Annotated in this window: 23 protein-coding genes; 9 read left to right on the top strand and 14 right to left on the bottom strand. The window is 64.6% G+C overall.

What is annotated here, in order from left to right; all coding sequences use genetic code 11:
* Positions 1 to 11 precede the first annotated feature (11 nt).
* Together FXB38_RS29465 and FXB38_RS29470 are read right to left on the bottom strand one after the other, a co-directional pair.
* Entirely contained in the window at positions 12 to 1,241 is a 1,230-nt protein-coding gene (locus FXB38_RS29465; protein WP_148754438.1) for an ABC transporter substrate-binding protein, read from the bottom strand.
* A gap of 118 nt (positions 1,242 to 1,359) precedes the next feature.
* Positions 1,360 to 2,286, bottom strand: coding sequence for a class I SAM-dependent DNA methyltransferase (locus FXB38_RS29470; protein WP_148754440.1), 927 nt, complete (start codon positions 2,284 to 2,286; stop codon positions 1,360 to 1,362).
* A gap of 64 nt (positions 2,287 to 2,350) precedes the next feature.
* On the opposite strand from FXB38_RS29470, the gene FXB38_RS29475 reads away from it, so the two are divergent.
* The 5 genes from FXB38_RS29475 (at position 2,351) to FXB38_RS29495 (ending at position 7,591) form a co-directional block, all read left to right on the top strand.
* On the top strand, positions 2,351 to 3,388 hold the full coding sequence (locus FXB38_RS29475) for a ligase-associated DNA damage response exonuclease (protein WP_148754513.1): 1,038 nt from the start codon (positions 2,351 to 2,353) through the stop codon (positions 3,386 to 3,388).
* Positions 3,385 to 5,073, top strand: a complete 1,689-nt coding sequence (locus FXB38_RS29480; RefSeq protein WP_148754441.1) for a cisplatin damage response ATP-dependent DNA ligase — start codon at positions 3,385 to 3,387, stop codon at positions 5,071 to 5,073. Before FXB38_RS29475 ends, FXB38_RS29480 begins: the two co-directional genes overlap by 4 nt.
* Positions 5,074 to 5,148: 75 nt before the next feature.
* The gene (locus FXB38_RS29485; RefSeq protein ID WP_148754443.1) at positions 5,149 to 5,451 is read left to right on the top strand and encodes a DUF6460 domain-containing protein; all 303 of its coding nucleotides are present in this window, start codon (positions 5,149 to 5,151) and stop codon (positions 5,449 to 5,451) included.
* 78 nt (positions 5,452 to 5,529) lie between these two features.
* The gene (locus FXB38_RS29490; protein WP_148754445.1) at positions 5,530 to 6,264 is read left to right on the top strand and encodes an MBL fold metallo-hydrolase; all 735 of its coding nucleotides are present in this window, start codon (positions 5,530 to 5,532) and stop codon (positions 6,262 to 6,264) included.
* Position 6,265: 1 nt separating this feature from the next.
* Positions 6,266 to 7,591, top strand: coding sequence for an MATE family efflux transporter (locus FXB38_RS29495; RefSeq protein ID WP_148754447.1), 1,326 nt, complete (start codon positions 6,266 to 6,268; stop codon positions 7,589 to 7,591).
* Between the two features lie 130 nt (positions 7,592 to 7,721).
* Here the strand turns inward: FXB38_RS29495 and FXB38_RS29500 are convergent, their stop codons facing one another.
* A complete protein-coding gene (locus FXB38_RS29500; RefSeq protein WP_148754449.1) occupies positions 7,722 to 8,819 on the bottom strand; it encodes a quinone-dependent dihydroorotate dehydrogenase in 1,098 nt (365 codons plus the stop codon).
* Positions 8,816 to 9,160, bottom strand: a complete 345-nt coding sequence (locus tag FXB38_RS29505; RefSeq protein WP_148754451.1) for a DUF952 domain-containing protein — start codon at positions 9,158 to 9,160, stop codon at positions 8,816 to 8,818. Before FXB38_RS29505 ends, FXB38_RS29500 begins: the two co-directional genes overlap by 4 nt.
* A gap of 282 nt (positions 9,161 to 9,442) precedes the next feature.
* On the opposite strand from FXB38_RS29505, the gene FXB38_RS29510 reads away from it, so the two are divergent.
* A complete protein-coding gene (locus FXB38_RS29510; RefSeq protein WP_148754453.1) occupies positions 9,443 to 10,096 on the top strand; it encodes a S24 family peptidase in 654 nt (217 codons plus the stop codon).
* A 144-nt stretch (positions 10,097 to 10,240) separates the two neighbouring features.
* Here the strand turns inward: FXB38_RS29510 and FXB38_RS29515 are convergent, their stop codons facing one another.
* The 5 genes from FXB38_RS29515 to FXB38_RS29535 form a co-directional block, all read right to left on the bottom strand.
* A complete protein-coding gene (locus FXB38_RS29515) occupies positions 10,241 to 11,884 on the bottom strand; it encodes a lysine--tRNA ligase (RefSeq protein ID WP_148754455.1) in 1,644 nt (547 codons plus the stop codon).
* Positions 11,885 to 12,069: 185 nt separating this feature from the next.
* Positions 12,070 to 12,981 (bottom strand): ABC transporter substrate-binding protein, encoded by a 912-nt coding sequence (locus FXB38_RS29520; RefSeq protein WP_148754515.1) that lies wholly within the window; start codon positions 12,979 to 12,981, stop codon positions 12,070 to 12,072.
* Positions 12,982 to 13,186: 205 nt separating this feature from the next.
* Positions 13,187 to 13,777: an SCO family protein gene (locus tag FXB38_RS29525; protein WP_148754456.1), complete on the bottom strand. Its 591-nt coding sequence runs from the start codon at positions 13,775 to 13,777 to the stop codon at positions 13,187 to 13,189.
* 24 nt (positions 13,778 to 13,801) lie between these two features.
* A complete protein-coding gene (locus tag FXB38_RS29530; protein WP_148754458.1) occupies positions 13,802 to 13,996 on the bottom strand; it encodes a hypothetical protein in 195 nt (64 codons plus the stop codon).
* Positions 13,997 to 14,102: 106 nt separating this feature from the next.
* Positions 14,103 to 14,624 (bottom strand): Clp protease/crotonase-like domain-containing protein, encoded by a 522-nt coding sequence (locus FXB38_RS29535; RefSeq protein ID WP_187435225.1) that lies wholly within the window; start codon positions 14,622 to 14,624, stop codon positions 14,103 to 14,105.
* A 251-nt stretch (positions 14,625 to 14,875) separates the two neighbouring features.
* On the opposite strand from FXB38_RS29535, the gene FXB38_RS29540 reads away from it, so the two are divergent.
* The 3 genes from FXB38_RS29540 (at position 14,876) to FXB38_RS29550 (ending at position 17,519) form a co-directional block, all read left to right on the top strand.
* The gene (locus FXB38_RS29540; RefSeq protein WP_148754462.1) at positions 14,876 to 16,549 is read left to right on the top strand and encodes an FAD-binding dehydrogenase; all 1,674 of its coding nucleotides are present in this window, start codon (positions 14,876 to 14,878) and stop codon (positions 16,547 to 16,549) included.
* 99 nt (positions 16,550 to 16,648) lie between these two features.
* Positions 16,649 to 16,999, top strand: coding sequence for a RidA family protein (locus FXB38_RS29545; RefSeq protein ID WP_148754464.1), 351 nt, complete (start codon positions 16,649 to 16,651; stop codon positions 16,997 to 16,999).
* 154 nt (positions 17,000 to 17,153) lie between these two features.
* Positions 17,154 to 17,519 (top strand): nuclear transport factor 2 family protein, encoded by a 366-nt coding sequence (locus FXB38_RS29550; protein ID WP_148754466.1) that lies wholly within the window; start codon positions 17,154 to 17,156, stop codon positions 17,517 to 17,519.
* 176 nt (positions 17,520 to 17,695) lie between these two features.
* On the opposite strand, the gene FXB38_RS29555 is transcribed toward FXB38_RS29550, so the two are convergent.
* The 5 genes from FXB38_RS29555 to FXB38_RS29575 all read right to left on the bottom strand — a co-directional run bounded on the left by FXB38_RS29555 (position 17,696) and on the right by FXB38_RS29575 (position 22,468).
* Positions 17,696 to 18,544 carry an amidohydrolase family protein gene (locus FXB38_RS29555; RefSeq protein ID WP_148754467.1) on the bottom strand — a complete coding sequence of 283 codons (849 nt, stop codon included), beginning with the start codon at positions 18,542 to 18,544 and terminating at the stop codon, positions 17,696 to 17,698.
* Between the two features lie 3 nt (positions 18,545 to 18,547).
* Positions 18,548 to 19,525, bottom strand: coding sequence for an aldo/keto reductase (locus tag FXB38_RS29560; protein ID WP_148754469.1), 978 nt, complete (start codon positions 19,523 to 19,525; stop codon positions 18,548 to 18,550).
* A gap of 88 nt (positions 19,526 to 19,613) precedes the next feature.
* Positions 19,614 to 20,546 carry a sugar-binding protein gene (locus FXB38_RS29565; protein ID WP_148754471.1) on the bottom strand — a complete coding sequence of 311 codons (933 nt, stop codon included), beginning with the start codon at positions 20,544 to 20,546 and terminating at the stop codon, positions 19,614 to 19,616.
* A 93-nt stretch (positions 20,547 to 20,639) separates the two neighbouring features.
* Positions 20,640 to 21,710: an ABC transporter permease gene (locus FXB38_RS29570; RefSeq protein WP_187435226.1), complete on the bottom strand. Its 1,071-nt coding sequence runs from the start codon at positions 21,708 to 21,710 to the stop codon at positions 20,640 to 20,642.
* Positions 21,710 to 22,468, bottom strand: a complete 759-nt coding sequence (locus FXB38_RS29575) for an ATP-binding cassette domain-containing protein (protein ID WP_148754475.1) — start codon at positions 22,466 to 22,468, stop codon at positions 21,710 to 21,712. The genes FXB38_RS29570 and FXB38_RS29575 overlap by 1 nt, the downstream gene beginning before the upstream one ends.
* Positions 22,469 to 22,473: the final 5 nt, after the last annotated feature.

Raw genomic sequence — 22,473 nt, forward strand, 5'->3', positions numbered from 1 at the left:
GTGGGCAGCCCCTACTCCGACATCGGCTTGTCCGAGATATCCCAATCTTTGCCGCTGAAGATCGAGATGTAGAGCGTCTTCATCGGCGTGTAGTCGTCGGGCGTATAGTCGTAGGTGACACCGTCGAGGAAATAGGGCGAGTGGAAGCCTTTCAGCGTCGAGGCCTGCTTCAGCACGTTGGCGCGGGTGAGCTCGTCGCCGCAACGGCGCAGGATCTCACCCATGGTGACGGCCTGGCCGTAGCCGGCGAACGCGATGGTGTTGTCTTGATCGATCGCCGGCGTGTACTTCTTGCGCAGCTCCTCGAACGCCATGACGTCGGGGTCCTTTTCCCATTTCGGCAGGCCGACTTCCTTGTTGTAGCGGATGGCGACGATGCCGGCGGCGTTCTCCAGGCCCGCGGCATTGAGGATCGAGCGGCCGGTTGAGCCCGCCGACAACAGCTGCAGCGGCTTCCAGCCGAGCTCGGCGACTTTCCGGATCGACTGCGACGACGCCTTGCCGGTCGAGATATTGTAGAACACGTCGGCGCCCGACTTGGAGAGATTGATGAGCTGGGAATCGACGGTGGGATCGGTCAGGTCGTAAGTCTGCTCCATGATCACCGATGCGGTGCCGCCGGCATCGGCCAGCACCTTCTTGAACGGACCGAGGAAGTCGCGGCCGAAATCGTCGTTCTGGTAGAGGATGCCGACCTTGGCATTCGGCTTCACGGCGACGACATGCCGCGCCAGGATGCGCGCCTCGGTCGGATAGAGCGGCAGGCCCGCCATCGTCCACTTGAACTCTTTCGGGTTATTCCACTTCGACGCGCCGGTGTTGAGCAGCAGCTGCGGCACGCCCTTGGAGTTCAGGTATTTGTGCACGGCGGTCTGCGGCGCGGTGCCGAGCGAGCCGTAGAGCGCAAGCACCTCCTCCTGCTCGACCAGGCGCCGCGTCGCCTCGACGCATTTCGGTGCGCTGTAGGCGTCGTCCATGGTGAGAAAGTTGATCTTGCGCCCGTTGATGCCGCCCTTCTCGTTCAGCATCTGGAAATAGGCCTCGCCGATGCGCCCGAGCACGCCGTAGAGCGAGCCGGGACCGGAATGCGGCACGGTCTGCCCGATCTTGATCTCGCTGTCGCTGGCGCCGGAATCGTATTTCTTCTCGGCGGCCCGGACTGAGGGCGCGGGCAGGACGGATGCGGCAATGGTGGCGAGCGCGGCGGCGCTGACATCGCGCCGCGATGGATTTGTCGTCATTGTTGTTTCTCTCCCTAACGCGCGCATTGTGCTGGCTTCGCGGCACGGCTCGCAAGTAGGAAGTTCGTCGCTGGGCGGCGCAATGACGCTTAAATTGCCGGGTGTTTAGCGCCTAGACTCAAGTTTTCTCGGCGACGACGACGATACCGCGCACCGGCTCGTTGTTCTCGATGCGCGGCGACGCCGGCTCCAGCGTCAGCAGCTTCAGCCCGGCCTTCGCAAGCGCGCCGCGGACATATTCCGCCGCATGGGCATAGCGCAGGCCTTCGCCGAGCACGATGCCGCTGCCGTCATGCGTCTCCAGCGTGAAGGCGAGCACGCCGCCTGACACCAGCACGCGCCTGGCTTCGGTGAGCACCGGCGCAAGGTCTGAGAGATAGACGAACGCGTCCGCGGCGACGACGAGGTTCGCGCTGGCATCGGCCTTGCTGCGCAGGCCCTCGATCATGTCGGCGACTTCGAGCTCAGCATAGAGTGTAGTGGCGCGCGCTTCCTTGATCATGCCGGGCGACAGATCGATGCCGATGAAATGGTCGACCTGTCTGGCGAAGGCCGCTGCCGCGAGTCCCGTGCCGCAGCCGAGGTCGATGGCGCGCTTGAACAGGGCCGGCTTCTTCGCGGCGCCGCGGGCGGCCAGCACCGCCTTGAAAATCAGCGACGGCGCGCGATAGCCGAGATCGTTGACCAGTGTGTGCTCGAAGCGCGGCGCATATTGGTCGAACAGCGCCTGCACATAGGCTTTTGGCATCTCCGCCATCTCGGTGTCGCCGAGCCGTATCAGATGCAGGCGGGCGCCGTGCTGGTCCCCGGGATCGCACCGGCGCGCTTCGCGGAACGCCGCAATCGCCTTGTCGCGCTCGCCGAGCTGCTGGCGGATCTCGCCGAGCGTGAACCAGGCCGAGGTGAAGTCAGGCGCAAGCTCGATTGCCTGTTCGATGAGATCGGCGGCGGCGGGCAGATCGCCCTTGAGCTGGAGGTCGCGCGCGAACTCGAAACGGCGGTCGGCCATGAGATCGCCGGAGGTCAGAAACAGGCGGAGCGGCATTGGGAACCAGGAAGCGAAGCGGGTGGCGACTCGAAGATGCGGTGGAGCGACCTATATATCAGGCATGCGGCCGCAAGACATCCTGTTGCCAACTGCTGACGGCCTGTGCTGCAGGCCCGGCAAATTCCATATCGATCCCATCCGCCCGGTCGAGCGGGCCGTGATCACTCACGGCCATTCCGACCATGCCCGCGCGGGCCATGGCGCCGTGCTGGCGACGCAAGAAACGCTGGACATGATGCGGCTGCGCTATGGTGAGAATTTTGCCGGCTCGACGCAGACCATCAGCTATGGCGAGGAAATCCGGCTCGGCGACACAAGCGTGAAATTCCACCCGGCCGGTCATGTGCTCGGCTCGGCGCAAATCGCTGTCACCTGCAACGGCACCTGCATTGTCGCCTCCGGCGACTACAAGGACGCGCCCGACCCGACCTGCGTACCGTTCGAGTTGGTGCCCTGCGACGTCTTCATCACCGAGGCCACCTTTGGCCTGCCGGTATTTCGCCATGGCGACGCCGCGGACGAGGTGAACAAGCTGCTGGCCTCCGTCGCCTTGTTTCCCGAGCGTGCGCATCTGGTCGGCGCCTACTCGCTCGGCAAAGCCCAGCGCGTGATCGCGCTGCTGCGCCAGGCCGGCTACGACGCGCCGATCTATCTGCATGGCGCGATGGAGTCGATCACGCATTACTACCAGAGCCGCGGCATCGACCTCGGCGAGCTCAGGCCGGTGATGGGCGTGAAGAAGGCGGCGCTCGCCGGCACCATCACGCTCGCACCGCCCTCGGCCACATCCGACATCTGGACGCGGCGCTTCCCCGATCCCGTCACCGCGTTCGCATCGGGGTGGATGCGCGTGCGTGCCCGCGCGCGGCAGCGCGGCATCGAATTGCCGCTGGTGATCTCCGATCACGCCGATTGGGACGGCCTCACCGCGACGATCACTGCGACCGGCGCCGGCGAGATCTGGGTCACCCACGGCCAGGAAGACGCGCTGGTGCATTGGTGCAAGTCGCGTGGCTTGCGGGCGCAGCCGCTCGATCTCGTCGGCTATGGCGAGGAGGAGGAGAGCGAGACGCCGGTTCAGGGCGAGGCCGAGGCATGAACCGCTTCGCCGAGCTCTTGGACCGTCTCGCCTACGAGCCCGGCCGCAACAACAAGCTGCGCCTGCTCGCGGGCTACTTTCGCGAAGTTGGCGATCCCGACCGCGGCTACGCACTGGCCGCGCTCACCGGCGCGCTCAGCTTCAAGCATGCCAAGCCGGCGCTGATCCGCGATCTCATTGCGTCGCGCACGGATGAGGTGCTGTTCGGGCTGAGTTACGATTATGTCGGCGATCTCTCGGAGACGGTGGCGCTGATGTGGCCGCGGGCGGCCCTGGCCGCCCACAACAACCCGCCTCCCCCGACCCTCACCGAGGTCGTCACCACGCTGCGCACGCTCGGCAAGACCGAATTGCCGAAGCAGCTCGAACGCTGGCTCGACGAGCTCGACGAGACCGGCCGCTGGGCGCTGCTCAAGCTCGTCACCGGCGCGTTGCGCATCGGCATCTCCGCACGCCTGGCGAAGACCGCGGCCGCCGCGCTCGGCGACAAGGACCCGCATGAGGTCGAGCTGATCTGGCCGGGCCTCAGCCCCCCCTATCTCGACTTGTTCGCCTGGCTGGAAGGCCGCGGTGAAAAGCCGGTCAATCGCGATCCCGCGCCGTTCCGCCCCGTGATGCTGGCGCATGCGATCGAGGACGGCGATTTCGCGAGCCTCGATCCCGCCGACTACGTCGCCGAATGGAAATGGGACGGCATCCGCGTGCAGGCGGTGGCCGGCCGCGACGAGCGCGGGCAAATCACGCCGCGACTTTATTCGCGCACCGGCGAGGACATCACCGGGAGCTTTCCGGACCTGGTGCCGTCTTTGCGCCTGCCGGGCGCGATCGACGGCGAGCTGCTGATCCTGCGCGAAGGGCGCGTCCAGAGCTTCAACGTCCTGCAACAACGCCTCAACCGCAAGGTCGTCTCGCTAAGACTGATCAAGGAGTTCCCGATCCACCTTCGCGCTTACGATCTGCTCGGCGACGACGAGAACGATCTGCGCGAGCTGCCGTTCGCCGAACGGCGCGAGCGGCTGGAGACGTTCGTCGCAAAGCTTGGCGATCCCCGCATCGATCTGTCGCCCACCGTCGACTTCGCAAGCTGGGACGCACTCACCGCCGCCCGCGCCGATCCCGCGAGCGCTGGTGCGGGCGCGGATGCCGACGCCGTCGAGGGCGTGATGCTGAAGCGGCGCGACGCGCCCTATCTACCGGGACGGCCGAAAGGGCCGTGGTGGAAGTGGAAGCGGGATCCGCACATCATCGATGCCGTGCTGATGTATGCGCAGCGCGGCCACGGCAAGCGTTCGTCCTATTATTCCGACTATACTTTTGGCGTCTGGACCGAGACCGAGAACGGCGACGAGCTGGTGCCGGTCGGAAAAGCCTATTTCGGCTTCACCGACGAGGAGCTGCTGCAGATCGACCGCTTCGTCCGCCGCAACACCACCGAAAAGTTCGGCCCCGTCCGCCATGTCGTGCACGAGGGCGACAAGGGGTTGGTGCTGGAGGTCGCCTTCGAGGGGCTGCAGCGCTCGCCGCGGCACAGATCCGGTGTCGCCATGCGCTTTCCCCGCATCAGCCGGCTGCGCTGGGACAAGCCGCCGCGGGAGGCCGACCGGCTGGAAACGCTGGAAAGAATGCTGAAGGCGGACGAATCCCTACCAACAATTAAGGTTGCAGGATCCGCCGATGGCCATTGACGGGGAAATGCGGGTTCCCCATGTCCCCCGCCGTGACCTATAATCGGGACGAATCCCCGCGAGGAGTTTTCTGAGATGGCCCACGACGTCAGAGATTTGCCGGCCGGCCGCAGCGATGGCCTGCACCGCTTTCTCGGCGGCTCGCCGCTGGCGGTCGCGTTTCGCCTGGTGCTGCTCTCGATCCTGGTCGGCGTCGTGCTGGCCGCGATCGGCTTCGATCCGTGGAATATCCTCATCAGCATTCGTCTGCTGTTCCAGCGGCTGTGGGATCTCGGCTTCGATGCCGTGAGCTGGCTGTGGCGCTACTTCCTGCTCGGCGCGGTTATCGTGATCCCGATCTGGCTGCTGTCGCGCGTGTTCGGCTCGCCGCGCCGCTAAGTCGTTATTTTTGAGCATGATCTTGTCGGAGAATCGCTTCACACTTTTCCGGATCATGCTCCAGGGAGTGCGCAGCAGATGCAACTGCGTTTCGTCGGCTGCGGTGATGCCTTCGGCTCGGGCGGCAGGCTCAACACCTGTTTCCACGTTTCAGGGCGCGAAACGAATTTCCTGATCGATTGCGGCGCGTCGGCCCTGCCGGCGCTGAAGCGGCTCGAGATCGATCGCAACGACATCGATCTCATCCTGATCACGCATTTCCACGGCGACCATTTTGCCGGCTTGCCCTTCCTTGTGCTCGATGCCCAATTCTCGCGGCGGACGCGGCCGCTCACCATCGCGGGTCCGCAAGGCATCGAGACGCGGCTGACGCAGGTGATGGAAGCGCTGTTCGAGCATTCCTCGAAGACCAAGCAGCGCTTCGCACTGAACATCGTCGAACTCGCCCCCGAACAAAGCCAAAGCTTCGGCCCGGTGAATGTGACGCCCTATCCTGTCGTGCATGGCGAATCCGGCGGGCCCTTCCTCGCCTATCGCGTCGAGGCCGAAGGCCGCACGCTGGCCTACAGCGCAGACACCGAATGGACGGAGACGCTCTTTCCGCTGGCGCACGGCGCGGACCTTTTCATTGCCGAAGCGTATATGTACGACAAGGTGGTCAAGAACCATCTCAGCCTGAAAACCCTGGAACAGCATTTGCCAGCCATCGGCGCAAAACGTCTTGTCCTCACCCATATGAGCGACGACGTGCTGTCGCGTCTCGATGACATCGAACATCTCGCTGCCGAAGACGGCATGGTGCTGGTGTTCTGACATGCACGCGCCCGTTCATCCCAGGGTCGGCTCCGGCCAGGTGTTCGCCATCGCAGGTCCTGCGATGGTCGCGAACCTCACCACGCCCCTGATCGGCGTGGTCTCGACCACCGCAATCGGCCGGCTCGACGATGCCGCGCTGCTCGGCGGCGTCGCGATGGCCTCCGTCATCTTCGACTGCCTGTTCTGGCTGTTCGGCTTCCTGCGCATGAGCACGCTGGCGTTCACCGCCCAGGCGCTCGGCGCGGGCGAGGTCCGCGAGCAGACCGTGATCCTGGTGCGCGGCTTCATCGTCGCCGGCCTGATCGGCGCCGCACTGATCGCGCTGCAATTGCCGCTGGCCGGCGTGCTGTTCGACCTGATGGGCGGCAGCGCGGGCGTGACGCGCGCCGCAAAAACCTATTTCGTGATCCGGATCTGGTCGTCGCCGTTCGCGTTCGCGAACTACGTCATTCTCGGCTGGCTGGTCGGACAGGCCCGCGCCAATCCGGCGCTCGCGCTCCAGGTCGTCATCAACCTCATCAACATGGCGGCGACGATTCTGCTGGTGCTGGTCTACGACACCGGCATTGCGGGTGCGGCGATCGCCGCCCTGCTGTCGGAGGGTATCGGTTTCGTGCTCGGCGTCATCGTCTGCCGGCGCTATGCGTATGGCGGCTTTGACGTTCCCCGCGCAACGCTGCTCGATCGCGCAAAGCTGATGCGACTGCTGGCGGTCAACTCCGACATCATGATCCGCACCGCGGCGCTGATCACCGTCTTCCTGTTCTTCACCGCCAAAGGCGCGCGCGCCGGCGACGTGACGCTGGCCGCGAACTCCGTGCTCAACAATTTCCTGCTGGTCAGCGCCTTCTTCCTCGACGGCCTCGCCAACGCCGCCCAGCAGCTCTGCGGCCGAAGCTTTGGCGCCCGCGACGCCAAGGGCTTTGCCGATTCGACCCGGCTGGTGCTGCTGTGGGGCCTCGGCTTCGCCATCGTCGTCGCAGTGCTGTTCGCGCTGTTCGGGCCGAACCTGATCAACTTCATGACCGCGAGCGAAGACGTCCGCCGCGCCGCGCGCGAATTCCTGGTGTTCATCGTGCTGGCACCGATCCCCGGCGTATTCGCCTTCGGCTTCGACGGCATCTATGTCGGCGCCACCTGGGCGCGCGAGATGCGAAACCTGATGCTGACCTCGCTCGCGATATTCGCAGGCGTGTGGTGGGCGCTGCAATCCCTGGGCAATGCCGGGCTGTGGTGCGCGCTGATCACGTTCTATGTCGCCCGCGGCGGCTTGCAGGGCGCACGGTATCCGGCGCTGTATCGGGCGACGTTCCCGAAATCGTAGCGATCGTGTCCCGGACGCGCTGCAGCGTGAAACGCTGCTCCGCAGGGCCGGGACCCAGCGGCTTGTGGGCCCCGGCTCTGCAGCGCACCGCTGAAGAAGCGCTGCGCTGCGTCCGGGGCACGAGACCGCGCTACATCCCCGGCCAGTCTTCCGCCGTCAGCGTCGCCGCATCGGCGCCGACGATCTCGGACAGCGAATCCCGCCCCGTGCGCAGCAGCGTCGAGGTCAGATCGCGCTTGATCTCGTCGACGAGGCCGAGGCCCTTGTAGACCAGCGATGAATAGAGCTGGATCAGGCTGGCACCGGCGCGGATTTTTGTCAGCGCCGCACCGCCGGAGTCCACGCCACCGACACCGATCAGCGGGAACGCGCCCTCGACGCGCACATAGGTCTCGGCGACCATGCGCGTCGACAGGCGAAACAGCGGCCGGCCGGACAGGCCGCCCTGCTCCTTCGACCGCATTTCCTCGCGTAGCGTGCTCGGCCGCGCGATGGTCGTGTTCGACACGATCATGCCGTCGACCTTGCGTGAGCGCGCGACCTGCACGACGTCGTCGAGCTGGGCAAGGCTGAGATCGGGTGCGATCTTCAGCAGCACCGGCGTATCGCCGGCGCTCTCGCGCACCCGATCGCGCGCATCGATCACGCGTCCGAGGAGATCGTCGAGCAGCGCGCCTTCCTGCAGATTGCGCAGCCCCGGCGTGTTGGGCGAGGACACGTTGACGGTGAAATAGCTCGCAACCGGCGCAAAGGTCTCGATCAGCTTGACGTAGTCGGCGACGCGGTCGGGCGAATCCTTGTTGGCGCCGACATTGACGCCGACGATGCCGCCATGTTGCGCGCGGGCCGCCAGCCGGCGCAGGGCTACTTCCGCGCCATCATTGTTAAAGCCCATGCGGTTGATGATGGCCTCGTCACGCTCGAGGCGAAACAGTCGCGGTCGCGGATTGCCTGCTTGCGGCTTCGGCGTGACCGAGCCGATCTCGACGAAGCCGAAGCCTAATCGCAGCAGCCCGTCCGGCACTTCCGCACTCTTGTCGAAGCCCGCGGCCATGCCGATCGGGTTGGGAAAGTTCAGCCCGAAGGCGCGCACCGCGAGTTTTGGATCGTCCGGCCGCGGCTTCATCGGCGGCAGGAAGCGCAGTCCCTGGATCGCAAGACGGTGCGCGTCCTCCGGATCGAGCCAGCGCAACACCGGCAGCGAGAAGGCGTCGAAAGCGCGGATCACGGGGCAAGCTCCGGGGTGTCGTGGCTGCCATCGGAGCGCATGTTGAGATTGATCACCGAGAGCACCGCGCCGAGATCGAGCTCGCCATAGAGATGCGGAAACAGCTCGTCATTGCGCGAGCGCTCCCAACGGAGCTCGGCTCCGAGCGCGTCGCCGTCGATCTCGACCAGGAACAGCGCACGCTGGCCGAAATAATGCTTGCGCAAAGTCTCCGGAACCTGGGCGGCGGTCGAGAAATGGATGAATCCATCGCGCTCGTCATCCGCGCTGCCCCGGTACACGCCCTGCCGTTCCGCCTCGCGCCAGGCCGAGGCCGGACAGATTTTGTAGATCTTGACCAATGCTTACTGGAGCCCTTTGAGTCTCTTGGGGTTTTTCGTCTCTTACGGGTCTGAAAACCCGGGCGCGACCGTAAAGGCCACACCTCTCGAACTCAAGAGTTAGAGCCTATTCCGTTCCGATTTCATCGGAACGGGGCTCTAAATTTGTTTTGACGCGTTTTCTTGACGCGAACCGGTACCCACTTCGCTTGAAAGCGCTTTCCTCGTCGCCCCTTGCGCGAAAAACGGAAAACCGGTTGATTTGAGGACAGTTTTCCTGAGTTGCGACGGGCTGGACCTTCCATGGTCAAGCAGGCCAAAGCGCAGAGGATGCTGACCCACGACCAGATCTGGGCCGCGCTGGACCAACTGGCTGCGCGCGCAGGGCTGTCGTCGTCCGGCCTTGCCAAGCGGGCCGGGCTCGATCCCACCACCTTCAACAAGTCCAAGCGCGTCACCTCCGACGGCCGCGCGCGCTGGCCCTCGACCGAATCGATCGCGAAGGCACTGGCGGCCGCGGAGTCCTCGATCGACATTTTCGCCAGGCTGATCGGTGATGATGCTGGCGACGGCCGTGCCGTGCCGCTGCTCGGCTTCGCGCAGGCAGGCTTAAGCGGCGCGTTCGACGAATCCGGCTTTCCGTCCGGCAAGGGCTGGGGCGAGATCGCGCTGCCGAACGCCGAGGACAACCACGCCTTTGCGCTGAAGATTTCCGGCGACGCGCTCGCGCCCGCCTATCGCGACGGCGACGTCATCCTGGTCTCGCCTGGCGCACCGATCCGCAAGGGCGATCGCGTCGTGGTGAAGGCGAAGGCGGGCGAAATGATGCTCGCGATGCTGAAGCGCCGCACGGCGAAGGCGCTGGAATTGCAGCCGCTCGATGCGACGCAGGGAGAGCGGACGATGGCAGCGAGCGATGTTGCATGGATCGCGCGGATTGTGTGGGCGAGCCAGTGAGCTTGCGCCGCTGTCATTCCCCGCGAAAGCGGGGAATCCAGTACGCCGCGAGCTGTCGACTCTATAACGGCTGCCTCTGGAATACTGGATCGTCCGCTCCAGTGCGCAAGTGCGCACAAGGCGGACGATGACACCGTGGATGGTCTACGCACTCCGCGCCAGCGCGCCGTCGATCATGTTGACTGCGTTCTGCACGCCATACACCGCGACGAACGAGCCGAAGCGCGGGCCCTTCTCCTGGCCGAGCAGCACCTGGTAGAGCATGTTGAACCAGTCGAGCGTGACGCCGGGACGACCGTCCTTGCCCTTCTTGACCTGGTCGAGGAACGGCTCGCGGCGGCCGATCTCGTAGACGACGTTCTGAATGTCCTCGGCGGAGGACTCCTGCGGAAGCTGCGACAGCGCATCGCGCAGATCCTGCAACGCGGCGCGCTCGACGTCGGTCGGTTGGCGGAACTGCTTCGTCGGCGCGACGAAGTCGCGGTAATAGTTGATGGCGTAGCCGACCATCGCGTCGAGCTTCGGATGCGTCTGCGGACTCACGCCGGGACGGTAGCGGCCAATGAAGCCCCACAGCGTCTCGGCGTTTTCCGCGTTCGACGACGACACCAGCGTCAAGAGCAGCTGGAACGTCACGGGCATATCGGCCTTCGGCGGATGGCCGTAGTGAATGTGCCAGACCGGATTGCCGAGCTGCTGCTTGTCGTCCTGCCTGGCAAAGCCGTCACTGAATTGCTGGTAGTCGTCGACATTGCGCGGGATGACGTCGAAATACAGCCGCTTCGCCGCCTTCGGCTCGCGATACATGAACAGCGACAGCGATTCCGGCGAGGCATAGCGCAGCCATTCGTCGATGGTGAGGCCGTTGCCCTTCGACTTCGAGATCTTCTGGCCCTTCTCGTCGAGGAAGAGCTCGTAGTTGAAGCCTTCGGGCGGCGTGCCGCCGAGCGCCTTGGCGATCGCGCCGGACAGCTTGACCGAATCGATCAGGTCCTTGCCGGCCATCTCGTAGTCGACGCCGAGCGCGACCCAGCGCATCGCCCAGTCGGCCTTCCACTGGCATTTGACGTTTCCGCCGGTCACCGGCGTCTCGACTTCCTGGTTCGTGTCGGGATCGACATAGGTCACCGTGCCCGCCGCGACGTCGCGGCGGATCATCGGCACCTGCAGCACGATGCCGGTGGTCTTGCTGACGGGGAGGAACGGCGAATAGGTGGCGCGGCGATCGGGCCCGAGCGTCGGCAGGATGATCGCCATCACCTGGTCATAGGCCGCGAGCATCCTGAGCAGCGTCGCATCGAAGCGGCCGGACTTGTAATAGACGGTCGAGCTTGCAAACTCGTAGTCGAAGCCGAAATGATCGAGGAAGGCGCGCAGGCGTGCGTTGTTGGCGTCACCAAACGACGGATGCTCGTTCGAGAACGGATCGGGCACCGCGGTGAGCGGCCGCCCCAGATATTTCGCCAGCATGTCCTTGTTGGGCACATTGTCCGGCACCTTGCGCAAGCCGTCCATGTCGTCGGAGAAGGCAAGCAGGCGGGTCTTGATCTTGTCCTCGGTCAGCACACGAAAGGCATGGCGCACCATCGAGGTGCGCGCGACCTCGCCGAACGTGCCGATGTGCGGAAGGCCGGACGGACCATAGCCGGTCTCGAACAGCACCTCGTCCTTCGGGCTTTTCTTGAGCCGCGCGACAATGGCCTTCGCCTGCTCGAACGGCCAGGCGTTGGATTGTTCGGCGAGCGCACGAAGATCGCTCGGGCTCATGTTGGGATCGATAACGGACATCAAGGGGCCTCCGGCCCGCGGAAAATAGCGATTTCCGGGCAGAATGCAATTTTGTGGGGCGGTGTTGCCTCTCACACCGTCATTGCGAGCGTAGCGAAGCAATCCAGACCGTCACTGCGGAAACAGCCTGGATTGCTTCGTCGCAAGAGCTCCTCGCAATGACGGCGGAGGAAGCAGCGACCGGGTTAGAACGGGCTCACCGAAAAATACCGCAGCCACAGATCGGTGTAGCGGCCTTTTTCCCAGACGCGAAACAGGGCCCAGTTCAGGGCCTGGCGCAGCACGTCGTTGCCCTTGCGCACGGCGATGCCGATGCCTTCGCCGAAGAAGCGGCTCTCGACGAAGGGACCGCCGGAGAAGGCGCAGCAATCGCCGGAATCAGTGCCGTTGATCCAGAACGCCAGCGAGATGGCGTCGCCGAAGATGAGATCAACCTCGCCCTTGCGCAAGCCGGCGCGCAAAGCATCGTCATTGGGATAGCCGTGCAACTCGGCGTCGGTGAACATCGCCTTGAGATAGGCCTCATGCGCGGAGCCCGCGATGACGCCGACCTTCTTGCCTTCGAGATATTCGGGCCGGATCTCCGGCATCACCGCATCCTTGCGCGAGGCGAAACGCGCCGGCACGCGGTAATAGGGATCGGTGAAATCGACGCGTGCACGAAGCTGCGGGCTCACCGCCATGGACGCAATGATCGCATCGCCCCGGTTCGAGGTGAGCGCATCGACCAGCGTCTCGAAGCGGCGCATCTGCACGGTGCAGGTAACCTTGACCTCTTCACAAAGCGAGCGGGCGAGATCGACGTTGAAGCCGGCCGGATTGCCGTCGGCGCCGGTGTAGTTGAACGGCGGATAATCGGTCTCGGTCAGGAAGCGGATCACCGTCAGGCGCGACAGGTCGGGCCGCTCCGGGCGCCGCCGCGGGTCCCAGAACCCGGGCACGGCCTGGGGGGCGGCTCGAGGTGGCGCGGGAGGCTGCTTCGACGGTGCCTGGGCGCGAGCGCCCGGCAGGCCCGCGAGCAGGCACGCGGCAACGGCCAGCCCCGTCAGCAAGCCATGGGCAGATTTGGACGATTTCGCCTGTTGCGATGAAGCCATCGGCCGGAAATGAACGAATTTCATTGGGATCGGAGGGCCTTATAGACCATCCGGCCGGGAACGCGAGCGCCGATTGTGACTACGCGGTCGTCATGCCCGGGGTTGTCCCGGGCATCCACGTTCTTGGTGCTGCACAAAAGATTGTGGATGGCCGGGTCAAGCCCGGCCATGACGATGTGGAAGCAGCTTCGCCTGGACGAGGCCTTCAAAGATACCGCTTCAGCTCCGTCGCGGCCTCTTCGGGGCTCCGCTTCAGGTTGAACGGCGAGACGAAACGGCCGTCGCGGTCCATCAGATAGATCAGCGCGGTGTGGTCCATGGTGTAGTCGCCGTCCTTGGTCGGGACCTTCTTGGCATAGACCCGGTAAGAGGTGATCACCTTGGCGGTCTCGGCGGGATCGCCGCTAAGGCCCTCGAGATGCGGATCGAAGCTTGAGAGATAGTCCTTCATGGTCGCGGGTGTATCGCGCTCGGGATCGACCGAGATGAAGACGGCGTTGACCTTGTCGGCATCCTTGCCCATCGCGCGCAGCAGTTCCGACAGCTCGAACAGCGAGGTCGGGCAGACGTCGGGACAATGGGTGTAGCCGAAGAAGATCAGCGTCGGCTTACCCTTGAGGCTGTTGTCGGTGACGGCTTTGCCGTTCTGGTCGGTGAGCTGGAACGGGCCGCCGATCGCGGCTGGCTGCGCCACCTTGCTGACGCCGCCCATGGCCCAGAACAGCACCAGCAGACCGACGACGAGGCTTGAGGCGAAGGCGGTCGCAATCACCAGCGGACGGGCGGTGGAGCTCATGAGCGGAATACTTCCTGTCGCGGATCAGAAGCAGGCGGCAAAGCCGGTCCTGATCATTTCGAAGAACACCTGGGAGCCGTAATGGAACCAGAGCGCGAGCGCGCCGATCACAAGGAGCCCGGCAACACAGGCGCCGGCCAACAACAGCACGGCCGGCAGTCGGCCGGCAGTGGGCGAATTGTCCGATACCGGATGTACGGTGTGCAGTGGCTGAGCCATGACAATGACCGGAGCGAAGGCCCCGGTTCCCTAGCCTTCAGATAGGCTTTGGCCCGCCTGCGGGCAAGGCGCCGCTGGCAGGCCGGATTCCGTCATGCTGAGGATATCAGTGAAGGAGCTGGCCCCGGGCCGACTCCAACTCTTCCGCTGGCGGAGCAGATCGGCGCAAAGGCCTGCTGGCCGAAGCCTGCGCATCGAGGTAGCAGGGCTTGTACATGGCCTGGAGCTGCCTGCCCCTCAGGAACAGCATGTGCGGCGTGAGGCCGCCACGCTGTGAGATCCAGCGCTTCACCTGCGAGGGATACATCGAATAAAGCATGTGGGTCGCCTCAGAGTTGGTCACGGCGCGACCATTGGAGCCGAAATCCCAGGCGGCGTGGAAGCCGAGCGTCGCGTGCGAGGTGACGCAGATGCGGTCGCGCGGGATGGCGCCGAGGACGATGGTGCAGGCGGAAGCGCAGAGGCCGTCGATGATGACGGTGTCGCCTGATTGCCGCAGGTCCTGATATCTGTCGACATAGGTTCCGATCCGGCCGCCGCGGTCATCCGCGATCCGAACCACCGCGTGAGACGCCCCCATGCAAGCGACCAGCACGATCGCCGCAAGCAACCCCGTCAGAAACTTCATTGGCCCCCGCCCCGGTCGTTTGCGAATCTGTGTGTCAGGTGGTGATGCTCGTCTAGCGTCGGTCGACTTCGTGGTTTTGTCTAGGCAGGCGGGCTTACTCAAAACAAATTCAAATCCAGTGTTGCGTCCGCGCTGCACTCAGGCCCGCCTCGATCCCAAAGTGGAACAAGTTAACGATGTCCTACGCGACAAGCCCTTGATCTCAGTTGCAACCGCTGGCTTCAATCCCGGATAACTACAGGGGGGAACTCATGGCCGAGCATTCGACTGAGCAGGCGGACGTCATTGTCGTCGGCGGAGGACTATCGGGACTGGTGGCGGCGACCGAGATTGCCGACGCCGGCAAACGCGTGATCGTGGTCGACCAGGAGGGCGAGCAGTCGCTCGGCGGCCAGGCGTTCTGGTCGTTTGGCGGATTGTTTCTGGTGAACTCCCCGGAGCAGCGCCGGCTCGGCATCAAGGACTCGTTTGACCTCGCGATGCAGGACTGGCTCGGCACTGCCGGCTTCGACCGAGACGAGGACTTCTGGCCGCGCCAATGGGCGGAGGCCTATGTGGCGTTCGCGGCCGGCGAGAAGCGCGACTGGCTGCGCGCGATGGGGCATCGGATCTTCCCCGTGGTGGGCTGGGCCGAGCGCGGCGGCTATGACGCGATGGGCCACGGCAACTCGGTGCCGCGCTTTCATGTCACCTGGGGCACCGGACCCGGCATCGTCGAGCCGTTCGAGCGCCGCGCGCGCGAAGCCGCGAAGAGCGGCCGGCTGATCTTCCGGTTCCGCCATCGCGTCGACGCGCTCTCGATCACCAACGGTACGGTGGACGGCGTCAGCGGCGCCATTCTCGCGCCCGACAGCGTCGAGCGCGGCAAGAGCTCGTCTCGCAGTGTCGTCGGCGAGTTTGCGCTGAAGGCGCAAGCCGTGATCGTGGCGTCCGGCGGCATCGGCGGCAATCACGATCTGGTGCGCGCGAACTGGCCCAAGCGGCTCGGCGAGCCGCCAAAATTCATGATCTCCGGCGTGCCCGAGCATGTCGACGGCCGCATGATCGGCATCACCGAGGCATCAGGGGCGCGGCTGATCAATCGCGACCGCATGTGGCACTATGTCGAGGGCATCCAGAACTGGTCACCGATCTGGCCGCGCCACGGTATCCGCATCCTGCCAGGCCCCTCCTCGATGTGGTTCGACGCCACGGGCACGCGGCTGCCGGCGCCGCTATTCCCGGGGTCTGATACGCTCGGCCAGCTCAAATACATCATGTCCACCGGCTATGATTATTCCTGGTTCGTCCTGACGCAGGCCATCATCAAGAAGGAGTTCGCGCTGTCGGGCTCGGAGCAGAACCCCGATCTCACCGGCAAGAGCTGGCGCATGACCTTGCGCCGCGCCACCAACAAGGGCGCGCCGGCGCCGGTCGAGGCGTTCAAAAGCCATGGTGCCGACTTCATCGTACGCGACAAGATCGAGGATCTCGTCGCCGCCATGAACAAGCTCGCCGGCAACGATCTGCTCAGGCTCGACGAGATCAGGATGCAGATCGAGGCGCGCGACCGCGAGATCGCCAATCCTTACGTCAAGGACGCGCAGGTGATGAATATCCACAATGCGCGACGTTACATCGGCGACAAGCTGATCCGCACGGCATCGCCGCACCGCATTCTCGATCCCGCGCAGGGGCCGCTGATCGCGGTCAAGCTCAACATCCTCACCCGCAAGACGCTGGGCGGCTTCGAGACCGATCTCGACTCACGCGTGTTCGGCGAGGAAGGGCAGATCATTCCCGGCCTCTACGCGGTGGGCGAGGCCGCCGGCTTCGGCGGCGGCGGCATGCACGGCTATCGCTCGCTGGAGGGCACCTTCCTCGGCGGCTGCCTGTTCTCGGGCCGCAATGCCGGCCGTGCGGCGGCGAAAGCGGTTGGCCGTTGAACGAACGCATGCGTGCCGGGCAACGCATGCGTGCCGGGGGTGGCACAGCGCGAGGTGCTGCGCTAGACAGGGCCGCCATTCCCACCAGGAGATCCCCTAATGAGCATTCAGCGTCTTGAAACCGGCCCGCGCATGAGCCAGGTCGTCGTGCACGGCAACACCGTCTATCTCGCCGGCGTCGTCGCCAGCAATGCGGCCGGCGAAAGCGTGACCAAGCAGACCCAGGATATCCTGAAGACCATCGACGGCCATCTCGCCAAGGCCGGCACCGACAAGTCGAAACTGCTGTCGGCCACGATCTACATCACCGACATGAAGACGTTCCAGGAGATGAACGCCGTGTGGGATGGCTGGGTGTCGCCCGGCAACACCCCGGCCCGCGCCACCGTTGAAGCCAAGCTGGCCGCGCCGCAATACACCGTCGAGATCATGGTGACCGCGGCGAAGTAGGTTCGCGCGGAACCAACAGGCGACAGGAGCGCGATGAGACCGTCATCGCGCTCTTTTTTTGTGGACGCATGATCTCCGAGGTAATCGATCCCAGCGCGCGAACCTTCGATAGTCAGGTCAGCCGAACCACACGGCGCCATCGAAGGAGAGTCTCATGACCGACCACGTCACGATCGCCCGCCGCTACATCGATCTCTGGAACGAGCGCGCGCAAAATCGCCGCCGCGAATTGCTCAGCGAGAACTGGACGGCAGATGCGAGCTATGTCGATCCGCTGATGAAGGGTGACGGCCGGGACGGCATCGATGCCCTGATCGCCGGCGTGCAGCAGCGCTTTCCCGACTTCAAGTTCAGCCTGATCGGCGAGCCCAACGGCCATGGCGACCATGTGCGCTTCAGCTGGGGTCTTGGACCTGATGGCGTCGATAGCCCGATCAAGGGCACGGATTTCGCCGTGCTGAAGGATGGCCGCATCAGGAGCATCACGGGATTTTTGGATCAGGTGCCTCCGGGGGCGTGAGGGCGCTGTCGTTACTGTGCCCTGTCCGCTTGCGGGAGAGGGCAGCTCCGCTCGTGAACACGGCTCACTGGGGTGAGGGATCTCTCTCCGCAGATTGAATTTGTGGATAGAACCCCTCATCCGGCGCTTCGCGCCACCTTCTCCCGCAAGGGGAGTAGGAGCAGCGCGTTCGCGGCTCAGACGATGGCCAGCCGATACGCCCGCTTAGCATTCATCCCAAATGCCTTGTCGCGGACGCTCGCATCTAGCTTCGCCAGGCACGCCTCCAGCGCGGCCTTGATCTCGCCGTAGCTGCCCGCCAGCAGGCACACCGGCCAGTCGGAGCCGAAGATCAGGCGGTCCTCGCCAAAACTATTCGCGACGTGCTGGACAAACGGAAACAGCCGCTCCGCGTCCCAATCGGTCCACTTCGCTTCCGTCGCGAGCCCCGAGACCTTGCACCAGACGTTGCCGCAGGCCGCGAGCGACGCGATGCGGTCGGACCATTCCGCGCTGCCGCCAACGGCGATCGGCGGTTTTGCGGCGTGGTCGAGCACGAAGCGTGCGTGCGGAAAAGCTTTTGCAGTTGCGATCGCAGCGGGGAGCTCGCGGGTGCGGACGAGGAAGTCGTAGGCGAGATCGCGGGCGAACACCGCCGCGAGTCCGCGCTGGACGTCCGCGCGCAACAGCCAGTCGGGATCGGCCTCGTCGTGGACCTGGTGGCGGATACCGACCAGCTTTGCGCCGCCCGGCAGCGCGCGCAGCCGATCAAGCGTGTCGCCGAGCGCGGCATCGGTCAGATCGGCCCAGCCGACCACGCCCATGACGGAGGGCGTGTCATGCGCGACCCGCAATAATTCCTCGGTCTCCTCAAGCGCGGAGCGGCACTGCACCAGGATGCTTGCGTCGATGCCGTTCGCCTTTAGCAGCGGAGCTAGATCGGCGGGCCCGAAGGCGCGGCGGATCGGCGTGAGCTCAGGCGCATCCATCCAGGGATAGTCGGCGCGCGCGGGATCCCAGAAATGCTGGTGCGCATCGATGAGCATGTCTCACGCTCCGCCCGGCAGCGGCGCCCGCGCGTCGACGAGGTTTTTCGCGCGCAGCTCCTGCCAGAAGGCCGGCGGCACCGTGCGCTCCGACATCGCGATGTTGTCGGCAACCTCCGCGGCGTTGCGCGCGCCCATCACCGCGACCGTCACGGCCGGATGGGCCATGCAGAACTGGAGCGCGGCGGCCTTCAGCTCGGTGCCGTGCTTGCGGCAGAGCTCGTCAAGCGCGAGTGCGCGCGCCACGAGTGCCGCGTCGGCGTCCTGATAATTGAACTTCGCGCCGGTGTGCGGATTGGCCAAAATGCCGCTGTTGTAGATGCCGCCGAGCAGGATGCCGATGCCCCTCTCGCGGCAGACCGGAAACAGCGCATCCAGCGCGCCCTGGTCGAGCAGCGTGTAACGGCCAGCGAGCAGGAAGCAGTCGACCGGCACGGCTTCGGCGAAACGTGTGAGCATCTCCGACTGATTCATGCCGGAGCCGATCGCCTTGACCGTGCCGTCGTCGCGCAGGCGCATCAGCGCGCGGAAAGCACCGTTGACGGCCGCGTCATAGTGATCGTCGGGATCATGCACGAGCAGCACGTCGACGCGATCGAGCCCGAGGCGATCGAGACTTTCCTCGACCGAACGCATCACGCCGTCATAGCTGAAATCGAATTGCGGCCGCAGCGCAGGGGCGCCCTTGTAGTGATCGTCCTCGGTCGAACTGGGATCCGGGCGCAGCAGCCGGCCGACCTTGGTCGAGATCGCAAAGGAGTCCCGCTGCTGCTGGCGCAGGAAAGCGCCCAAACGGCGCTCGGCGAGGCCAAAGCCGTAGAGCGGCGCAGTGTCGTAGAAGCGGATGCCGGCCGACCAGCCGGCCGCGAGCGTCGCTTCTGCATCGGCATCGCTGACCGCCGAAAACAGGCCGCCGAGTGGCGCCGAGCCGAGGCCTATTGCCGTAACATCGAGACCGTTAGCCAACCGCGTACGCTTCATTGCAATATCCTTCCAATCCGCAAAAGCACTCCCTCCCCCGCAAGCGGGAGAGGGAGTGTAGCGCAGGAACGTCGGGCTGGTAACGTTCCTACTTCAACAATTGAGCGACGTTGTCCTTCGTCACCAGGTCGAGGCCGGTGTAGATCACTTCCGGAACCTTCTGGCCCTTCTTGATCGCCAACAGGGTGTCCATAGACTTCTCGCCCATCTCGAACGGACGCTGGCCGGTGAGCGCGTTGGAGTAGCCGTCGCGCAGCAATTCGAGCTGCATCTTCAGCGTATCGGCGACGACGAGCGTGAACTTGCCGGCGTCGATATCCTTCTTGTTCTTGTTGACGAAGGCTTTGTAGCCTTCGGGCGCGAACATCGGCCAGCCGCCGACCGGCACGATCGCACCGAGGTCGGGCGTTGCGGTACGCAAGTCCGACATCTGCTGGATCGCAAGCGCGGAATCGTCATTGCAGAAGGTCGGCGAACCCTGGACCTCGACCCATTTCGAGCCCTTGAGCGCTTCGCGGACACCATCGACACGTTCGGCGAGGTTTTTCGCACCGGGGCCGCCGGAAACCATGGCATATTTGCCGCCATCGGGCCGGAGCTTGAGCAACTGCTTGCCGAGCGCGAGGCCGAAGTCCTTGTTGTTGGTGCCGATATAGGCAAGCCGCTTGGAACCCGGCGCATCCGCGTCAAACGTAATGACGGGAATGCCGGCTGCAGCCGCTGCATCGATCGACTTGGTCATCGCTGCGACGTCGGCAACCGAGATTGCCAACCCATCCACCTTCTGGGTGATGAAGTCCTGGATGATCTGGGCCTGTGTCGCCGGCTCGTGCTCGATCGGCCCCTTGTAGATGCATTCGACATTGCCGAGTTCCTTGGCTCGCTTCAGGCAGCCGTCACGCGCCACATCGAAGAACGGATTGTTCATCGCCTTGGGCACGACGGCGAACTTGTAGGTCTGGGCAAATGCCGGGGTCGCCATCATTGCGATGGTCACGCCGGCCAACAGAAGCTTCTTCATTTCTTCCCTCCACACTTTGTTGCCTATCCATTTGTGATGTGATGCCCCGGCAGGCGGATAGACGATCTTTCGTTGTCCTTCCGGAGTAACTGGTTAAGTCATGCGCGAGCGGATCCGGTCGACCAGCACGGCAAGGATGATGATCACGCCCACCAGCGTCTGCTGCCAGTAGGAGTTGACCTGCGCGAGCACGAGGCCGTTGCGGATCACTTCGAGCAGCACGCAGCCGACGATGGCACCGAGCGGACCGCCGATGCCGCCGGCCAGATTGGCGCCGCCGATCACGGCGGCCGCAATCACGTTGAGCTCGTAGGAGGTCGCCATGTTGGCGGGCGCCGAGCCGAGCCAGCCGGAGATGATGATGCCTTGGAGCCCCGCGGCGAGCGCGCAGATCACGTAGACCTCGATCTTCACCCGCACGACCGAGATGCCGGTCAGCTCCGCCGCCTTCTCGTTGCCGCCGAGCGCGAAGACGTGGCGGCCGAAACTGGTGTGATGCAGCACGACCGCCATCACGGCGGCGAGTATCACCAGATAGATGAAGGGAGCGGGCACGCCGAGCACGTCACCCGATGTCAGCGCATAGAAATAATCGGCGTCCGGCCCGCCGGGAAAGCTGCCGCGGCCGTTCGAGACGACATAGGCGAGCCCACGCACGATCGAGAGCATGCCAAGCGTGGTGACGAAGGGTGACAGCCCGAGCACCGCAATGCAGAAGCCGTTGACGAGCCCGACGATCAACGCGGCGCACAGCCCCGCGAGCACCGAGATCACAAGGATCAATCCGGGCACATTGGCGACGGCGGTCTTGCCGTCGGCGGCCAAATGGACGAACACCGATCCCGGCGCCGACAGCTCGATCATGACCATAGAGGTGATCATCGCAGAAAAACACATCATCGAGCCGACGGAGAGATCAATGCCGCCGGTGATGATGACGAAGGTGATTCCGAGCGTGGCAATGGCGATGAAGGAAAAGTTCTTCGCCACGTTCTGCATGTTGCCCTCGGTGAAGAAATAGGGGCTGGCAAAATGCATCACGACCATCAGCACCAGGAGCGCCAGCAGGACGTAGCCGGTCTGGGAGGCGAAGATGCCGCGCCGCCACCATTTGATCTTGCCGACGTTCGAGAACGTGACGGGGGATTCCAGGGGCATCGCCATCACGCCGCCTCCTTCGCGCCGGTGATAAGGGCTGTGACTTCCTCGGGGGAGGTGTCGTGGATCGGCTTGTCGGCCCGCTTCTCGCCGCGGCGCATGACAATGACGCGGTCGCACACCGCGAACACGTCGGGCATGCGGTGCGAGATCAGCATCACGGCGACGCCCTGCTCCTTCAAGCGGTGGATCAGGCTCAACACCTGCTCGACCTGGCGGACCGAGATAGCGGCCGTCGGCTCGTCCATCATGACCAGCCGCGCATTGGAGAGCCGCGTCCGCGCGATCGCAACCGCCTGGCGCTGGCCGCCGGACATCTGCTTGACGAGATCGTCGGGACGCGTCTCCGAGCGCAGCTCGCCGAACAATTCCAGCGCACGCGATGCCATGGCCTTGTGGTCGAGCAAAGCGATGGGGCCGAATTTACGCTTCAGCTCGCGGCCGAGAAACACGTTGGCGGCAGCGGTCAGATTGTCGGCGAGCGCGAGGTCCTGATAGACGACCTCGATACCGACCGCGCGGGCATCGATGGGCCGGCTGAAATGGACCGCATCGCCACCGAAGCGGATTTCGCCATGGCTGGGGCGGAAATTGCCGGCGATGATCTTGACCAGCGTCGACTTGCCGGCGCCGTTGTCGCCCATCAGGCCGACCACTTCGCCCGGGTGGACATGCATATCGACATCATGCAGCGCGCGGATGGCGCCGAACTCCTTGCCGATGCCGGTCAATTCGAGCACCGGTGTTGCGTCAGCACTTGCCATCAGCG

This window comes from Bradyrhizobium cytisi (assembly GCF_008123515.1).
In the GTDB taxonomy this organism is placed as follows: domain Bacteria; phylum Pseudomonadota; class Alphaproteobacteria; order Rhizobiales; family Xanthobacteraceae; genus Bradyrhizobium; species Bradyrhizobium cytisi.

Bases quoted from the DNA above. Each gene is read 5' to 3' on its own strand.
- FXB38_RS29490 (WP_148754445.1), top strand. From the start codon at position 5,530: ATGCAACTGCGTTTCGTCGGCTGCGGTGATGCCTTCGGCTCGGGCGGC.
- FXB38_RS29520 (WP_148754515.1), bottom strand. From the start codon at position 12,981: ATGGCTTCATCGCAACAGGCGAAATCGTCCAAATCTGCCCATGGCTTG.
- FXB38_RS29485 (WP_148754443.1), top strand. From the start codon at position 5,149: ATGGCCCACGACGTCAGAGATTTGCCGGCCGGCCGCAGCGATGGCCTG.
- FXB38_RS29495 (WP_148754447.1), top strand. From the start codon at position 6,266: ATGCACGCGCCCGTTCATCCCAGGGTCGGCTCCGGCCAGGTGTTCGCC.
- FXB38_RS29545 (WP_148754464.1), top strand. From the start codon at position 16,649: ATGAGCATTCAGCGTCTTGAAACCGGCCCGCGCATGAGCCAGGTCGTC.
- FXB38_RS29575 (WP_148754475.1), bottom strand. From the start codon at position 22,468: ATGGCAAGTGCTGACGCAACACCGGTGCTCGAATTGACCGGCATCGGC.
- FXB38_RS29555 (WP_148754467.1), bottom strand. From the start codon at position 18,544: ATGCTCATCGATGCGCACCAGCATTTCTGGGATCCCGCGCGCGCCGAC.
- FXB38_RS29510 (WP_148754453.1), top strand. From the start codon at position 9,443: ATGGTCAAGCAGGCCAAAGCGCAGAGGATGCTGACCCACGACCAGATC.
- FXB38_RS29565 (WP_148754471.1), bottom strand. From the start codon at position 20,546: ATGAAGAAGCTTCTGTTGGCCGGCGTGACCATCGCAATGATGGCGACC.
- FXB38_RS29540 (WP_148754462.1), top strand. From the start codon at position 14,876: ATGGCCGAGCATTCGACTGAGCAGGCGGACGTCATTGTCGTCGGCGGA.
- FXB38_RS29515 (WP_148754455.1), bottom strand. From the start codon at position 11,884: ATGTCCGTTATCGATCCCAACATGAGCCCGAGCGATCTTCGTGCGCTC.
- FXB38_RS29480 (WP_148754441.1), top strand. From the start codon at position 3,385: ATGAACCGCTTCGCCGAGCTCTTGGACCGTCTCGCCTACGAGCCCGGC.
- FXB38_RS29470 (WP_148754440.1), bottom strand. From the start codon at position 2,286: ATGCCGCTCCGCCTGTTTCTGACCTCCGGCGATCTCATGGCCGACCGC.
- FXB38_RS29560 (WP_148754469.1), bottom strand. From the start codon at position 19,525: ATGAAGCGTACGCGGTTGGCTAACGGTCTCGATGTTACGGCAATAGGC.
- FXB38_RS29465 (WP_148754438.1), bottom strand. From the start codon at position 1,241: ATGACGACAAATCCATCGCGGCGCGATGTCAGCGCCGCCGCGCTCGCC.
- FXB38_RS29525 (WP_148754456.1), bottom strand. From the start codon at position 13,777: ATGAGCTCCACCGCCCGTCCGCTGGTGATTGCGACCGCCTTCGCCTCA.
- FXB38_RS29530 (WP_148754458.1), bottom strand. From the start codon at position 13,996: ATGGCTCAGCCACTGCACACCGTACATCCGGTATCGGACAATTCGCCC.
- FXB38_RS29570 (WP_187435226.1), bottom strand. From the start codon at position 21,710: ATGGCGATGCCCCTGGAATCCCCCGTCACGTTCTCGAACGTCGGCAAG.
- FXB38_RS29475 (WP_148754513.1), top strand. From the start codon at position 2,351: ATGCGGCCGCAAGACATCCTGTTGCCAACTGCTGACGGCCTGTGCTGC.
- FXB38_RS29550 (WP_148754466.1), top strand. From the start codon at position 17,154: ATGACCGACCACGTCACGATCGCCCGCCGCTACATCGATCTCTGGAAC.
- FXB38_RS29535 (WP_187435225.1), bottom strand. From the start codon at position 14,624: ATGAAGTTTCTGACGGGGTTGCTTGCGGCGATCGTGCTGGTCGCTTGC.